Here is a 14,586-nt window from a genome sequence, read left to right on the forward strand (position 1 = left end):
GCGGGAGTGGGGGCTAGAGCGTCACCACCCGGCCGCCGATGGTCACCACGAGGCGGCCGTCGGCGGCGAAGGACCAGCCGAGGGCACCGGCGTAGGTGGCGCACCGGGAGCCGTTCGTGCCGGTCCAGAACTGGTTGGAGCCGTCCACGTTGCCGACGGTCTTGTCGTTCGTGCCGCTGCTGGTGCTGCGGCAGGAGGTGTTGTTGCGGAACACCGAGGTGCCCGCGTCGAACGAGAAGTTGCGCTGGGTGTTGTCGATGCCGAGGTTGTTCGAGATGGTCATCGAGCCCGGGTTGCTGTTGTAGGTGAACCCGTGCTTGCCGTTGCGGTACGCGATGCTGCGGCGGACCACGTGGTTGACCGGGATGCTCTCCCCGCCGAGCTTGTAGCCGTTGCGGTCACCGTTGCTGTTGACCGTGCCGTTGCTCAGCGTGCCGTTGTTGTAGGAGAGCGAGTCCTCGATGGTGACCGGCCCGATCGGCCCGGTGTCGGTCTTGGTGTAGAGGTCCCAGCCGTCGTCGATGTTGTGGTGCGAGACGGCGTAACGGAAGACGTTGCCGGTGCCGACGGTGAGTTTCGCGGCGAAGCCGTCGGCGTCCTCCCCGTCGGAGTCGGCGTTGTCGTGCGACTCGGCGCTGAGGATGAGGTTGTTGGCCGGCCACTGGTCGCGGGGGGTGTCGGAGGCGATCCGGGAGATCTGCAGGCCGCTGTCGCGGTTGAAGCGGGTGATCGTCCGTTCGATGACGTTGTTGCTGCCGCCGACGAAGATGCCGTTGTCGCCGGCGCGCTCGACCACGATGCCGTAGACCCGCCAGTACGAGCCGTTCACCGCGAGGCCCCGGTTGGCCGGGTCCTCGGTCATCGCGGAGAAGTTCAGCATCGGGATCTCACCCGGGTACGCCGACAGCGTCTTGCGGGCGCCGGAGGTGCCGTTGTTGCCCGCCGCGATGGTCACCGTCTGCGCCAGGTTGTAGGTCCCCCCGCGCAGATAGACGGTGCCACCGGCGGCGACCCGGGTGATCGCCGCGGCGAGCGTGGTCGGGTTCGACTGGGTGCCCGACGCGCTCGCGCTGCCGGTCGGCGACGCGTAGATCGCCCCGGCCTGCGGCGGGGTGGTCGTCGGGGGCGGGCTCGTGGGCGGCGGGGTGGTCGGCGGCGTGCCGGTGGGGGGCGGCGTGGTCGGCGGTGCGCTGGTCGGGGGAGTGCCGGTGGTCGGGGTGACGCCGCCGGTGCAGGTGACGCCGTTGACCGCGAAGGTCGTCGGCGCCGGGTTGCTGCTGTTGTTCCAGCTGCCGTTGAAGCCGAAGGAGGTGGTGGCGTTGGTGGCGAGGCTGCCGTTGTAGTCGACGTTCGACGCCCGTACCGTGCTGCCGCTCTGGGCGAAGGTGGCGCTCCAGCCCTGGCCGACGGTCTGCCCGGCGCCGAACGACCAGCTGACGGTCCAGCCGCTGAGCGGGTCGCCCAGGTTGGTCAGGTTGACGTTGGCGGTGAAGCCACCGGGCCACTGCGAGGTCACCGAGTAGTCCACTCGGCAGCCGGCCGCCGCCTGGGCGGCGTTCGCGGTGGCCACGACGCCGGCCCCGGCGAGTGCCGTCGCGGCGGCGGCGGAGATCCACAACGCGCTGCGGCGCTGTCGGTTGAGCATGATCATTCTCCTCTGGGTGGGTGCGTCGCAGCCCGCGCGGGGGTCGACACCGGTGCCCGGTCGGTGTCGGCGCGGGCTCTGCTGCCCGGACGCCCATCCTGGACGGACCGCTCACGCCGGCCGGCTCGGTTGCTCCGGAGCGACGTCGTGGTCCAGGGGCGATCGGGACCGCCCCGGGATGTGGCCAGTGGTGATCATGGTGAGGTAAGCGCTTTCCAGGTTACTGACACATGTCGATGCGGTCAATCGTGCCCGGCCGGACCGGGGCCGGTCGCCGCCGACAGAAGGCGTCGCGGGGCCGGTTGCCGCCGACAGAAGGCGTCGCGGAGCCGGTTGCCGCCGTCAGAACAGCGTCGCGGGGCCGACCGGGGCCGGCTCGGGCAGCGGCGCCAGCTCGGGCAGTCGGGCCCGGACCGCGTCGTGGAACCGGCGGGCGAGCTCCGGCGCGTCCGCGTTGTCCGGGGTGTGCACGAAGAAGGTGGGCGAGCGGCCCTGCCGCAGCCAGTCGGTGACCTGGTCGAGCCACGGCTGCCAGCCCGCCACCGTCCGCGCCGGATCGTCCCGACCGAGGTAACGGACGATCGGCCGGTCGGTCAGCGCGCGGGTGCGCAGCGGGGTGCGGGGCTTCCGCTCCCACGCCTCCCGCTCGGCGTCACTGGTCGGCGGCGTACGGAAGAACGCGGTGGTGTCGAACGGGACCCACTCCGCGCCGACCGCGCCGAGCGCCTGCTCCAGCGTCCGGGCCGCCCCGCCGTCGGCGAAGAACGCGGGGTGGCGGACCTCCACGGCGTACCGGTGGGCGGTGGGTAGCCCGCGCAGGAAGCGGGTGAGCGCGGGCACGTCGGTGGGGCCGAACGAGCCGGGCACCTGGACCCACAGCGCGTGGATCCGCGGGCCGAGGGGCTCGATCGCGGACAGGAAGGCGCGCAGTTCGTCCTCGGCGCCGGTGAGCCGGCGTTCGTGCGTCACCACCTTCGGCAGCTTGAGCACGAACCGGAAGTCGGGGTCCGTCTGCCGGGCCCAGGACGCCACCGTCTCCCGGGCGGGGGTCGCATAGAAGGTGGTGTTCCCCTCGACGGCCGTGCACCAGCCGGCGTAGGCGCGCAGCCGCTCGTGGGGCGGCAGCGGGTGCGGCAGGAAGCGCCCCGACCAGGACCGGTGCGTCCACATCGCGCACCCCACGTGCAGCCGCACCGGACCTCCCGCCGCTCGACGCCCCGCCGTACGGTAGCCGGCCGGCCATTCCCTCGTTCCCGCCGGCCGCTCCCGCCGGCCGCTCCCGCCGGCCGCTCCCGCCGGCTGTGAGCCGCCCCACGATCGGCGTGGGGGGGAATGCGGCGACCACCCGGGGGATTTGCTGCCAGGTGTGACCGTTGCAGTGTCTCCCGCCCCCGTCCGGCCGGACGAAGCCCGATGACCGCCGCCGAGCCGATCGGGACGCCCGGTGACCGGATGACCACGCGGCAACGGCTGCGCCTGGTCCTCGTCCTCGGCTCGCTGATCGCGATCGGGCCGCTGACCATCGACATGTACCTGCCGGCGCTGCCGGCCATCGCCGAGGAGCTGCACACCACCTCGGCAGGCGTCCAGCTCACCCTGACCGGCACCCTCGCCGGCCTGGCCCTGGGCCAGTTGCTGATCGGCCCGCTCTCCGACGCGGTGGGCCGGCGCCGGCCGCTGCTCGCCGGTATCGGCCTGCACGTCGTGGCGTCCGTGCTCTGCGTGGTGGCCCCGAACATCGCGGTGGTCGGCGCGCTGCGGGTGCTCCAGGGGCTGGGCGTCGCGGCCGCCTCGGTGGTGGCGACCGCGATCGTCCGGGACCTGTTCAGCGGCGCCTCCTTCGCTCGGCTCTTCTCCCGCCTGATGCTGGTGATGGGGGCGGCCCCGATCCTCGCCCCGACCCTCGGCAGCGGTCTGCTGCGCTGGTCGGACTGGCGGGGCGTGTTCGTCGCCCTCGCGGTGTTCGGCGTCCTGCTGGTCACGGTCGCGGCGTTCGGCATCCAGGAGACCCTGCCGCCGGCCCGCCGCCGTCACGGCGGGATCGCCGGCACCGCGCGGGACTACGCCGCGCTGCTGCGCGACCGGACGTTCGTCGGCCTGGTCCTGGTTGCCGGGCTCTCCATGGCGGCGCTCTTCGCGTACGTGGCCGGCTCGTCGTTCGTCTTCCAGGAGGGGTACGGGCTGGACGAGCAGGAGTTCGGCCTCGCCTTCGGCGCCGGCGCCGTCGGCCTGATCACCGCCACCCAGCTGAACGTACGGCTGTTGCGCCGGTACTCGCCGCAGCGGATCCTCGTCACCGCGCTCGGCGCCGGCAGCGTCGCCGGGCTCGTGCTGCTCGGCTTCGCGGTGACCGGCGTCGGCGGCCTGGCGACGATCCTCGCGTCCCTGTGGGTGGTGCTCGCCGCCGCAGGGCTCGCCCTGCCGAACGCCCCCGCGCTGGCGCTGTCCCGGCACGGTGAGGCGGCCGGCACCGCCGCGGCGCTGCTCGGCGCGGTGCAGTTCGGCGTCGGGGCGTTGGCCGCACCGCTGGTCGGCGTCCTCGGCACCGGTAGCGCGGCGATGGCCTCGGTGGTGGCCGGCGGCATGGTCACCGCGACGGCCGTGCTGCTCGTCGTCGTCCGGCCGGCGCGACTGGCCGAGATGGATCCGGTCCCGGTGCCCGTCCCCGCGCACTGACCTGCGCGCGGAGTGAGCACCGTCCACCGAAAGTCGCACCCGTCCGCCCCGGTGACTACCTTCGTCGGTCGGGCGGACGACGTTCCACCCTGCCCCGGCCACCCGCCGTCGACTTGGATGGCAGTGCGGGCGCGCTTCCTCGCGCACCCGACCGGGACGGCCCCTCGGCCCGTCCCGACCCCGGTCGCTGGGAGGTTCACCGATGTCCGCAGCAGCGCAGCCGACGACGGTCCGGTCCGCCGGCGTCCCGGTCCGGCGCACCCGGCCGCCGGCCGTGCTCGCGACGGCGGGCGGGCCGGTGCCGTCCGGGCACCGGGGGCGGGCACCCGGTCGGCGGAGGGGCGATGAGCGGCGTGGTGGACGTCGACCGGCCGGACGGCCGCGCCTACGCGGACATGTCCACCTACTTCCGGGCCAAGGACTCGCTGCTGGGCGCCCTCTCCGGCCGGGTGCTGGAGATCGGTGCGGGTGCCGGGGCCAACTTCGGGCGCTTCCCGGCCGGTATCGAGTGGGTGGGGCTGGAGCCGGACCCGCGTCGCCGACGCCGACTGGCCCGTACCGCGGCCGAGCACGGCCACCATCACCGCATCATCCCGACCGGCGCCGAGCACGTTCCCCTGCCGGACGACAGCGTCGACGCCGTCGTGGCGACGATCGTGCTCTGCTCGGTCGCCGATCCGCGACGGGTGCTGTCGGAGGTGCGCCGGGTCTTGCGCCCCGGCGGCACCTTCGTGTACTTCGAGCACGTCGCCGCGCCGGCGGACACCTGGAGCGGCCGGCTGCAGCGCGCGGTCGCGCCGCTCACCCGGCGGTGGGACGGCGGGTGCCGCCCCGATCGCCAGACCTGGCGAGACATCCGGGCGGCCGGCTTCCGCGAGGTCGACCTGCGCTGGTTCGCCTGGGGGAAGGGCTTGCGGGTGTACGACCCCTACATCGCCGGTACGGCTCGCGGCTAGCCCCTGTCGCGCCGGGCCCGGCGCCCCCGGCGCGGCTGCGGCGGCGGTGCCCACCACCGTCAGCGAGGATGTCGCCAAATCGATCTTTGTTCGGTGGCCCGGCCGGCTGTCGGGCCGGCGCGTCGACCGGTAGTGTAAACGAGAGTCAACGCAGCGATGTCAAGGGAACCTTGGTATCCGAGAGGTAACGCTGGGGCCAGCCGAAGGGAGCGCACGTGGTGAATCCGGACGGATCACCTCAACGGCGATCGCTGGCGCAAAAGCTGAACTATCTGTTCCAGACCTTCCACCCAGGACAGAGCGAGCCCTACAGCTCCCGGTACGTCGCGAGTGCGATCACCGCTGCGGCACACGAGCGCGGCGACACCAAGTACGAGATCACCCACAGCTACATCTCCCTGCTGCGCAGCGGTGAGCGGGACAACCCGACGATGAAGCACCTCGAGGCGTTGGCCGGGTTCTTCGGCGTTCCGGTCTCCTACTTCTTCACCGACGACGAGGCCGCCGGTCGGATCGAGCAGCAGCGGGAACTGCTGGCCGCGATGGCCGACGCCGGCGTCCGCGAGGTCGCCTTCCGGGCGGCGGGCCTCTCCCCGGAGAGCCTCGAGACCATCGCCGAGGTGCTGCGTCAGGTGCGTAGGCTCGAAGGACTGGACCAGGACCCACCGAGCGTCCGTTCCTGACGTCCGGAGCCGTGCCGCAGCTGCCCGACGTCCGGGCGGCCGGTCGTCGGCGTGCACCCCGTCCGACCTGGTGAGACCGTACGCGGCCGGTGTTCCTGTAGACAATAGTTGACGCGAATAATTCTGCCGCGCTCTCCTCAGATCGCGCTCTCCCCGTTTACCCCGCTTCGCAGGCGTTCATACCTGCCGAGTGTGTCGACTGGTATTGACACTAGGAGAATCGGCTGCCTACGCTGCGGAGGTGTCAACAATAGTCGACAGCCACCCGGCCCGACGCTCCCGAGGGCCTGCGGCCAGCCGGTACGCCACCCGGACCGGCCGGCCGCCCAGGTTCTCCGCAGGGCCTGCGCGGGCCGCCCGGCCGGCAGCCCCGCCGGGCTGAGCGCCGGGACGAGCAGCGGGACGGCGGCCCCGACCGAGCATCGAGCCGCACCGCCGGCGGTGGACCAGCACCACACGCCGACCACCGGCCCCGGTGACGGGCCGAGCCTCTTGCCCCCGCCGCCACCCGGCGGCCCCGGTGGGCGTCCACAGTCCACCCTTCCCGCCCACGCCCGGCGCCCCCGCCGTCCCGACCCAGGGACGGGCGAGGCCGGGCGGGGCCCCACCGGTCCGGCACCGCCCCGACCGGTCCACCCCGGTACGGCCAGCGCCCGACGCTGCCGAGCACCTTGACGACAACAAGGAGACGTACCAGTGAGTACCACCGCCGCCGTCGCTTATCCGCTCGCCGACGAGGGCGCCGACTGCCCGATGCTGTCCGGTGCCGAGTACCGCGACATCTTCCTGTCGATCACCGAGCGGAACGGGTCCGGCTTCGCCGTCCTCGACCGGCACCTGCGGGTCCGGGAGAGCAACGCGGCCTTCGCGCGGCAGTGCGGCGACCCGTTGGTCCACCTGCGCGGGCGGCCCTTCGGTGAGCTGCTGCACCCGCAGGCCAAGCTGCACGTGCTGCACCAGTTGGAGCGCCTGCTCCAGGGGCGCAGCGAGCGGTTCGTCGAACGGCTCGCCGTGCTGCGGCACAGCGCTGCCCCGAGCACCGCGACCCTCACCGCCATGGCGGTCGCGCCGGCGGACGGGCAGTCCCGGACCGTCCTGCTCATGGTCAGCCCGGACCGCGCGGCGGACGAGCGGCGGGCCTGGCCGGGCCGGAAGAAGAACCTCAGCGCGATCAACGCCCGCATCCTCGAGGGGATCGCCACCGGCGCCACCACCGTGCAGCTCGCCGCCCGCCTCTATCTGAGCCGGCAGGGCGTCGAATACCACGTCAGCAGCATGATGCGGGAATTCAAGGTGCCCAACCGGGTCGCCCTGGTCTCCAAGGCGTACTCCATGGGACTGCTGGGTGTTGACTCTTGGCCGCCGAAAGTGAACGCCAATCACATCGACCGATAGGCGCCGGAAACCTGCCGGTAGCAGACGAGCAACCTTCCGTGCACGTCAGCTTCTTACTGATGATCGACTCAAAGAGGGGAGTGTTGGACTCAGTAGGGTCGATGTAGGGTGGGCGCGAGCAGGTGACATCAGCGATGCAGGTTTCGTGAGCGTTACGTTGTCGCAGGATGTCGACGCATGACTAGCCTGGGGGGGCATGTGAGTAGGCTGCGGCAGCGCTGTGAGCGGAGACTGGACGACATCCCCGTTCCGCGACCGTTCAACCTCGAACGCTGGTCGGAGGCGGTGGCCCGGTACCGGGGGCGGAAGCTCTGCCTGCGACCCATGCCCGGCCTCAGTCGGACGGCTCCGTGTGGCATGTGGATTTCGATGGCCTCGACGGACTATGTCTTCTTTGAAGTCAACACGTCCCGTCTCCATTCCGAGCACATCATCCTGCACGAACTCGCCCACATCATCAGCGGCCACACCCTCGGCGTCGACATCGCGGATTCGGTGCTCGGTGGCCTGCTACCAGACCTGGACCCGACGTCGATTCGTCGGGTCCTCGGTCGTGTCGGCTATACCAGCGAGCAGGAGCGGGAGGCCGAAATGCTCGCCTCCCTGGTGCATGCCAGAGCCAGGTGCCCGCAAGCGGGCGGACAGGACCAGGAACTGGCCCAGATGGCCGAGGCACTGCACTTCCCCTCGTAGTCCGGAACGATACACGTGAGGGTTCAGGTCTATTGCTAGACGCTGTCGTTCTCGCCCTGTTATGGCTGACCGTCGTCCTGCGTACCCCGTCCCTGGCGCGAGGGCCGGTGCACCGCGTGGTGTGGCTGGTGTTCCTGAGCCTCGCCCTGGCCAAGACGATTGTCTTCCCGCCGGTCGCCGAACTCATCAACGACGTATCGGGGCGGCCTGACCTCATCACCCTGATCCACCATCTGCTGGGTGTCGTGTGTGCGGTCGCCGTGCTCCGGTTCGTGGCCCTGGTGACCGACATGGACGCCGTGCGACCCCGTGCGCCCCGGCGGGTGAAGGTCACCGGACTCGTCGTGTCCGGCGTCCTCACGCTGCTGTTCTGCCTCTCCGACCAGGGCATCGAGGTCGACCTCGACCGGCTGCTCGCCGCACCGCGGATGTCGCTGTCCACGGTGGCCTACTGGCTGGTGCTGGAGGTCTATCTCGGCGCGGCCCTCGCCGTGGCGACTCTGCTGTTCTGGCGGATCGCCAAGAAGTCGACGGCGAAGCTGCTCCGGATCGGCCTGCGGATCATCGCCCTGGGCACCCTGCTCAACACCGGGTACGCCGCCGTCAAGATCGTGTTCATCCTGCTGCACACGGCGGGTGAGGAGGTGCCGCTCGGGTCGGCGGCCGGGGTGCTCGACACGGTGCTGGCCGTGGTCGCCGCGCTGATCGTGGTCGGCGGCGCCCTGCCGGCGTCCGCGCTCGTGTGGCGGATCGTCCGGGCGCACCGCGCCATCTCCGCGCTGTCCCCGCTGTGGCGGCTGATGCGCTCGCTCTTCCCCGACGTCGTCCTGCCCTACCGACAGGACCGCCGGCGGGCCCTGGTCGACCACGGCGAGATCCGGCTGCTGCTCTACCGCCGGATCATCGAGATCCGGGACGGCATCCTGCAGCTGAGCGCCTTCGTCCCGGTCGGCGCCGCCGAGGACGCGCTGCGCTTCGTGCGTGCCGCCGAGGTCGACGAGGCAGAGGAGTCGGCGCTGGCCGAGGCGTGTCGGATCGAACTCGGCGTCCGACGGATGCGGGCCGGCACCCCGGCCCGCGCCGGACGCGACGAACTTGTCGCCGGTGGCGCCAGCATCGAGGAGGAGTCGGAGTGGCTGTCCCGGGTGAGCCGGGCCATCGCCCACTCGCCCCTGCCGGCCCGGTTCGCCGAGCGGTGGGAACAGGAACACCGCCGAGCCACGACCGCGGCGAGCGGCGGATGAACCCGGCGACCCTGGCCGAGGGACACGACGACCGACGCACGACCGCCGGCCTGACCGGGCACCTGCGGGCCCAGGCCCGGCGGTACGGAGTGGACCGGTCGTACACCTTCCTCACCGAGGGGGCCGACGGCCTGGTGGGGGAGCGCCGCGACTACCGCGACCTCGACGCGGCGGCGCTGCGCACCGCGTACCTCCTCGACGAGCTGGCCGGGCCCGACCGGCTGGCGCTGCTGCTCTTCCCGGCCGGCTTCGACTTCCTCCGGTCCTTCGTGGCCTGCCTGTACGCCGGCGTGACGGCCGTGCCCGCGCCGCTGCCCGGCAACGACGCGGGCGCCCGGCGGGTCGCCGCGATCGTCCGCGACTGCGGCCTCGACCTGGTGCTCACCACGGCCGAGCGGCGGGCCGACGTGACCCGGCAGCTGCGCGACGCCGGCCTGCCGGCGAGCGTACGGGTGGTCGCCTACGACGGTCCGGCCGCCGCACCGCGACCCCTGCCGCCGCCGGCGGAGGACGCGGTGGCGCTGCTGCAGTACACCTCCGGTTCCACCAGCGACCCGAAGGGCGTCATGGTCACCCATGGCAATCTCGGGCACAACCTGGCGGAGATCCAGGCCCGGCTCGGCTCCGGTGCCGACACGGTGGGCGCGCTCTGGCTGCCGCACTTCCACGACATGGGGCTGATCAGCCTGCTCGGTTGCTGGTACTGCGGCGGCGACGGCGTCTTCATGGACCCGATGACGTTCCTGCGGCGTCCGGTGCGGTGGTTGCAGGCGATCGGCCGCTGGCGGGCCACGATGACCGTCGCCCCCGACTTCGCCTACGAGCTGTGCGCCCGGGCGGTGCCCCCGGCCCAGGTCGCCGACCTGGACCTGTCCTCGCTGCGGGTCGCGCTGACCGGTGCCGAGCCGGTACGCGCCCGCACGCTCGCCGCCTTCGGCGAACGGTTCGCCCCCGCCGGGTTCCGCCCGGAGGCCTTCTCGCCCTGCTACGGGCTCGCCGAGAACACCCTGCTGGTCACCTCGGTCGGCGCCGGGACGGCACCGACGGTGCGCTGGGCCGAGCCGCGCGCGTGGGAACGCGACGAGTTCCGCCCGGCACCCGCCGGGCAGGGGATCGCCCTGGTCGGCTGCGGCACCCCGGCCACCCAGGAGGTCCGCGTCGTCGACCCGACCACCCGCGAGCCGGTGCCCGCCGGGCGGAGCGGGGAGATCTGGGTGCGGGGTGCCAGCGTGGCGGCCGGCTACCACCACCGCCCGGCGGACACCGCAACCACGTTCCGGGCCCGCACCCGCGACGGCGACGGGCCCTACCTGCGCACCGGGGACCTGGGCGCGCTGATCGACGGCGAGCTGCACGTCACCGGCCGGCTCACCGACATGCTGGTGGTCCGGGGGCGCAACCTCTGCCCGCAGGACATCGAGCACGCCGCCCGGGACCTGCACCCGGCACTGGCCGGCGGGTTCGGCGTCGCCTTCGCCGTCACCGCCGACCGGGAGTACGTCGTGCTGGTGCACGAGGTCCGCCGGACGCTGCTGGACGGCACCGAGCCGGCCGACCTCGCCGACGCCGTCCGCACCCGGCTCGCCCGCGACTTCGACATGCCGCCGCCCGGTGTCGTCCTGGTCAACCGGGGCGCGATCCGGCGTACCACCAGCGGCAAGGTCCAGCGACGGCTGATGCGTGAGCTGTTCCGGTCCGGGGCCCTGCGCCCGCTGCACGCCACCCTCCCGCCCGCGCTGCGCGAACCGGCCGCCGCCGGTCACCCCGACGGCCCGGTGGACCCGACCGGCGCGAAGGAACACTGACGTGCCGACGGGACGCAGCGTCCACGAGCGGGCAGAGCCGACGGGGCGGGGTGCCGCGCCGTGGGCCGAGCCCGCCGGCCGGGCCGTGGAGCGCCTGGAGGCCCACCTCGGTGACCCGACCGACCCGGCGGTCACCTTCTCCTTCGCCCGCTGCGCAGAACTCGACCGGACCGAGGAGTTCCCCGCCGACATCTGCCGGTCGCTCGACGAGTGGGGACTGCCACGCTGGTACGTCCCCCGCCCGCTCGGCGGCGCGCTCGACGACCACACCGAGGCGGTCGAGCTGGTCCGGGCGGTCGCCCGACGCGACCTCACGGTGGCCGTCGCGCACGGCAAGACGTACCTCGGCGGGGTGGCCGCGTGGATCACCCCGCCGACGCCCGCGACCGGACGACTCGCCCGGCAGGTCCTCGCCGGGCAGCCGGTCTCGCTGGCCCTCACCGAGCCGGACCGGGGCAGCGACCTGCTCGCCGGTGAGCTGCGCGCCGACCCGGTGCCGCAGGGACACCGGCTGACCGGGACGAAGTGGCTGGTGAACAACGCCACCCGGGGGCGGCTGCTGACCGTGCTGGCCCGGTCCCGGCCCGAGGGCGGCCCGCGCGGGTTCGACCTGTTCCTGGTGGACAAGGACGAGCTGGCCCCGGACACCTACGCGTACCTGCCGAAGGTGCGGACGTACGGCATCCGGGGCGCCGACATCAGCGGCATCCGCCTCACCGGCGCGCAGGTGCCGCCCGACGCGCGGCTCGGCCCGGCCGGCACCGGCCTGGAGACCCTGCTCAAGGCCCTGCAACTGACCCGGACGATGTGCGCGGCGCTCTCCCTCGGCGCCGGCGAGCACGCGCTGGGTCTGGCCGTCGACTTCGCCGGGCAGCGGTTCCCCCAGGGCCGGCCGCTGCTCGGGCTGCCGGCGGCCCGCGCGGTCCTCGCCGACGCGTACGCCGACCACCTGCTGGCCGAGGCGCTCACCCTGACCGCCGCCCGCGCGGTGCACGTCCTGCCCGACGAGTTGAGTGTGCTCTCCGCGGTGGTGAAGTACCTGCTGCCCACCCGGACCGACACGACGATCGGCGCGCTGGGCCGGTTCCTCGGGGCCCGCTCGCTGCTCGACGGGGTCTTCGCCGACGGACGGTTCCAGAAGCTGCAGCGCGACCACCGGATCGTCGGCATCTTCGACGGCAACACGCTGGTCAACCTCAACGGCCTGATCAACGAGTTCCCCACGCTGGTCCGGCGGGCCCGCCGGGAACCGGACGCCGCCGCGCTGGCGGTGCTCCTCGACGTGGGTCGGCCCGTGCCGGCGTTCGACCCGGCCCGGCTCACCCTGGTCTCGCGGCACGGCAGCAGCCTGCTGGCCGCCCTGCCGGCGCTGGTCGGGCGGCTGGCGGAGATCGGCGGGCGGGCGCCGGAACTCACCCCGGTGGTCGAGCTGGCGCGGCAGCTCCAGGACCGCACCGAGGAGCTGGTGGCCGCGCTGGCCGACCACCGGCCGGTCCGGGTGACCGTCCCCCGGTCGGCCTTCCGGCTCGCCGAGCGGTTCGCACTGCACGTCGCGGGCGCCGCCGCCGTCGGCGTCTGGCTGCACAGCCACCACCGGTACGACCACGGCCCGGCCGCTGCGCTGTGGCGGGACGGGCGCTGGCTGCAGGCGGTGCTGCGGCGCGTCCTGGCCGTCGACCGGTGCCCGGCGACCGACGAGGTGCTGCTCGACGTGCTGACCGCGCAACGCCGGCAGGGCTGGTCGCTGTCCCTGCTGCCGTACCGCACCGCGGAGGGCGCCCGCCGATGACCCCGCCGTACGCGCCCGAACGGGAGCTCGAGCGGTTGCTCGGTGATCCGTTCGACGAGACGAACCCGCTGGGCTTCGGTCCGCTGCTCGCCGCCGACGAGCGGGCCGAACTGCTCGCCGCCGGTGAGGCCGCCCTGGACCGGTGGGGCGGCAACGCCTGGTTCGTGCCGGCCGCCCTCGGTGGCCGGTGGACCGACACCGACGCGGTGGGCCGGGCGCTGCGGCCGGTGTTCCGGCGCGACGGCGCGCTCGGCCTCGGGTACGGCGTCACGTCGCTGATGGCCGCCGTACCGGTCTGGGTGGCCGGGGACCCCGGGCAGCGCCGTCGGGTGGCCGACGACCTGCTGGCCGGGGACCGGCTCGCGGTGGCCTTCCACGAGCTGGCGCACGGCAACGACCTGCTCCGCAACGAGCTGCGGGCCCGGCCGGCGGGGGACCGGTGGGTGCTCGACGGCCGCAAGGAGGTCATCAACAACGTCGCCCGGGCCCGGTCGCTGGTGCTCTTCGCCCGGACCCGGGACGACGCCGGGCCGCGCAGCCACTCGATCTTCACGGTCGACCCCGCCGAACTGCCCGCCGGCACCGTGCGCCAGCTGCCCCGGTACGCCTCCTCCGGGGTACGCGGCTGCCGGCTGGGCGGCGTCGAGCTGACCGGCTGCCCGGTCCCGGCGGGCAGCCTGGTCGGCGCAGAGGGCACCGGCGGCGAGACGGCGCTGCGCGCGTTCCAGCTGACCCGGGTGCTGCTTCCCTCGATGGCGCTCGGGGTGCTCGACACCGCCCTGCACACCACGGTCCGCTTCGCCGTCGACCGCCGACTGTACGGCCACCGGGTCAGCGACCTGCCGCACGCGCGCGGCACCCTGGCGGCGGCCTTCGTCGACCTGCTGGTGGCCGACTGCCTGGTCACCGCCGTCGCCCGGGGGCTGCACCTGGCGCCCCGGCACGCCGCCGCGCCGGCCGCCGCGACGAAGTACCTGGTGCCCCGGCTGCTCGGCGAGGCGATGGACGAGCTGTCGGTGATCCTCGGTGCCAGCTTCTATCTGCGCGAGGGCCCGTACGCCGCCTTCGGCAAGTTCCACCGGGACCTGCCGGCGGTGAGCATCGGCCACGCCGGACCGACCGCCTGCCTGCTTACCGTCGTGCCGCAGCTGCCGGTGCTCGCCGCCCGCGCCTGGCGGCCGGCCCCCGCGCCCCGGGAGCTGTTCGACCCGGCGGCGGCCCTGCCGGACCTGGACGTCACCGCGCTCTCCGTGGCTGGCACCGGACGCGACCTGCTGATCTCCGCGCTGCTCGCCGCCGCCGAGGACCTGCCGACCGCCGCGCCCCGGGTGACCGACCGGATCCGCGCCCTCGCCGACGAGGTGCACCGGCTCGCCCGCGACTGCACGGCGCTGCCGCCGGCCGAGCGCGGCCCGCTCGCCGGCCCGGCGACCTTCGACCTGGCCCGCCGGTACGCCCTGCTGCTGGCCGCGGCGGCCTGCGTCGGCACCTGGCGGGCGCACCGCGGTGACCCGGCCGCCGGCCTGCTCGGGGGCGACGTGTGGATCGAGGCGGCGCTGGCCCGGCTGGTTGCCCGCCACGGCGGTGACCCGGTGCTGCCCGAGGACGTCGCCGAGCCGCTCTTCGCCGAGCTGTCCCGGCGGGTCGACGGGCGGCTCTCCTGCGACCTGCGACCCATCCCGATCTTCGGCTGACCAGGC

Annotated in this window: 11 protein-coding genes; 9 read left to right on the top strand and 2 right to left on the bottom strand. The window is 73.6% G+C overall.

Features of this window, described 5'->3' with window-relative positions; all coding sequences use genetic code 11:
* Positions 1-13: 13 nt before the first annotated feature.
* Both MRQ36_RS24580 and MRQ36_RS24585 read right to left on the bottom strand, forming a co-directional pair.
* Entirely contained in the window at positions 14-1,645 is a 1,632-nt protein-coding gene (locus tag MRQ36_RS24580; protein WP_242799101.1) for a cellulose-binding domain-containing protein, read from the bottom strand.
* 342 nt (positions 1,646-1,987) lie between these two features.
* Positions 1,988-2,815: a DUF72 domain-containing protein gene (locus MRQ36_RS24585; protein WP_242801347.1), complete on the bottom strand. Its 828-nt coding sequence runs from the start codon at positions 2,813-2,815 to the stop codon at positions 1,988-1,990.
* Between the two features lie 243 nt (positions 2,816-3,058).
* Here MRQ36_RS24585 and MRQ36_RS24590 point away from each other — a divergent pair, with 243 nt between their 5' ends.
* The 9 genes from MRQ36_RS24590 (at position 3,059) to MRQ36_RS24630 (ending at position 14,580) form a co-directional block, all read left to right on the top strand.
* On the top strand, positions 3,059-4,321 hold the full coding sequence (locus MRQ36_RS24590) for a multidrug effflux MFS transporter (RefSeq protein ID WP_374250690.1): 1,263 nt from the start codon (positions 3,059-3,061) through the stop codon (positions 4,319-4,321).
* Between the two features lie 344 nt (positions 4,322-4,665).
* Positions 4,666-5,277 (top strand): class I SAM-dependent methyltransferase, encoded by a 612-nt coding sequence (locus MRQ36_RS24595; RefSeq protein ID WP_242799103.1) that lies wholly within the window; start codon positions 4,666-4,668, stop codon positions 5,275-5,277.
* A 215-nt stretch (positions 5,278-5,492) separates the two neighbouring features.
* Entirely contained in the window at positions 5,493-5,960 is a 468-nt protein-coding gene (locus MRQ36_RS24600; RefSeq protein WP_242799105.1) for a helix-turn-helix domain-containing protein, read from the top strand.
* Between the two features lie 696 nt (positions 5,961-6,656).
* On the top strand, positions 6,657-7,355 hold the full coding sequence (locus tag MRQ36_RS24605) for a LuxR C-terminal-related transcriptional regulator (protein ID WP_242799107.1): 699 nt from the start codon (positions 6,657-6,659) through the stop codon (positions 7,353-7,355).
* Between the two features lie 369 nt (positions 7,356-7,724).
* Positions 7,725-8,048 (top strand): hypothetical protein, encoded by a 324-nt coding sequence (locus MRQ36_RS24610; protein ID WP_242799109.1) that lies wholly within the window; start codon positions 7,725-7,727, stop codon positions 8,046-8,048.
* Positions 7,979-9,292 (top strand): MAB_1171c family putative transporter, encoded by a 1,314-nt coding sequence (locus MRQ36_RS24615; protein WP_308194908.1) that lies wholly within the window; start codon positions 7,979-7,981, stop codon positions 9,290-9,292. Before MRQ36_RS24610 ends, MRQ36_RS24615 begins: the two co-directional genes overlap by 70 nt.
* Positions 9,289-11,097 carry a fatty acyl-AMP ligase gene (locus tag MRQ36_RS24620; RefSeq protein ID WP_242799113.1) on the top strand — a complete coding sequence of 603 codons (1,809 nt, stop codon included), beginning with the start codon at positions 9,289-9,291 and terminating at the stop codon, positions 11,095-11,097. The genes MRQ36_RS24615 and MRQ36_RS24620 overlap by 4 nt, the downstream gene beginning before the upstream one ends.
* A 1-nt stretch (position 11,098) precedes the next feature.
* Positions 11,099-12,886 (top strand): acyl-CoA dehydrogenase, encoded by a 1,788-nt coding sequence (locus tag MRQ36_RS24625; RefSeq protein ID WP_242799115.1) that lies wholly within the window; start codon positions 11,099-11,101, stop codon positions 12,884-12,886.
* Positions 12,883-14,580: an acyl-CoA dehydrogenase gene (locus MRQ36_RS24630; RefSeq protein ID WP_242799117.1), complete on the top strand. Its 1,698-nt coding sequence runs from the start codon at positions 12,883-12,885 to the stop codon at positions 14,578-14,580. Before MRQ36_RS24625 ends, MRQ36_RS24630 begins: the two co-directional genes overlap by 4 nt.
* The last annotated feature ends 6 nt before the right edge of the window (positions 14,581-14,586 follow it).

Source organism: Micromonospora sp. R77, assembly GCF_022747945.1.
GTDB lineage: Bacteria > Actinomycetota > Actinomycetes > Mycobacteriales > Micromonosporaceae > Micromonospora.

Excerpts from the sequence above, each read along its gene's own strand:
- MRQ36_RS24580 (WP_242799101.1), bottom strand. The coding sequence starts at position 1,645 with ATGCTCAACCGACAGCGCCGCAGCGCGTTGTGGATCTCCGCCGCCGCC.
- MRQ36_RS24585 (WP_242801347.1), bottom strand. The coding sequence starts at position 2,815 with ATGTGGACGCACCGGTCCTGGTCGGGGCGCTTCCTGCCGCACCCGCTG.
- MRQ36_RS24590 (WP_374250690.1), top strand. The coding sequence starts at position 3,059 with ATGACCGCCGCCGAGCCGATCGGGACGCCCGGTGACCGGATGACCACG.
- MRQ36_RS24595 (WP_242799103.1), top strand. The coding sequence starts at position 4,666 with ATGAGCGGCGTGGTGGACGTCGACCGGCCGGACGGCCGCGCCTACGCG.
- MRQ36_RS24610 (WP_242799109.1), top strand. The coding sequence starts at position 7,725 with ATGGCCTCGACGGACTATGTCTTCTTTGAAGTCAACACGTCCCGTCTC.
- MRQ36_RS24620 (WP_242799113.1), top strand. The coding sequence starts at position 9,289 with ATGAACCCGGCGACCCTGGCCGAGGGACACGACGACCGACGCACGACC.
- MRQ36_RS24630 (WP_242799117.1), top strand. The coding sequence starts at position 12,883 with ATGACCCCGCCGTACGCGCCCGAACGGGAGCTCGAGCGGTTGCTCGGT.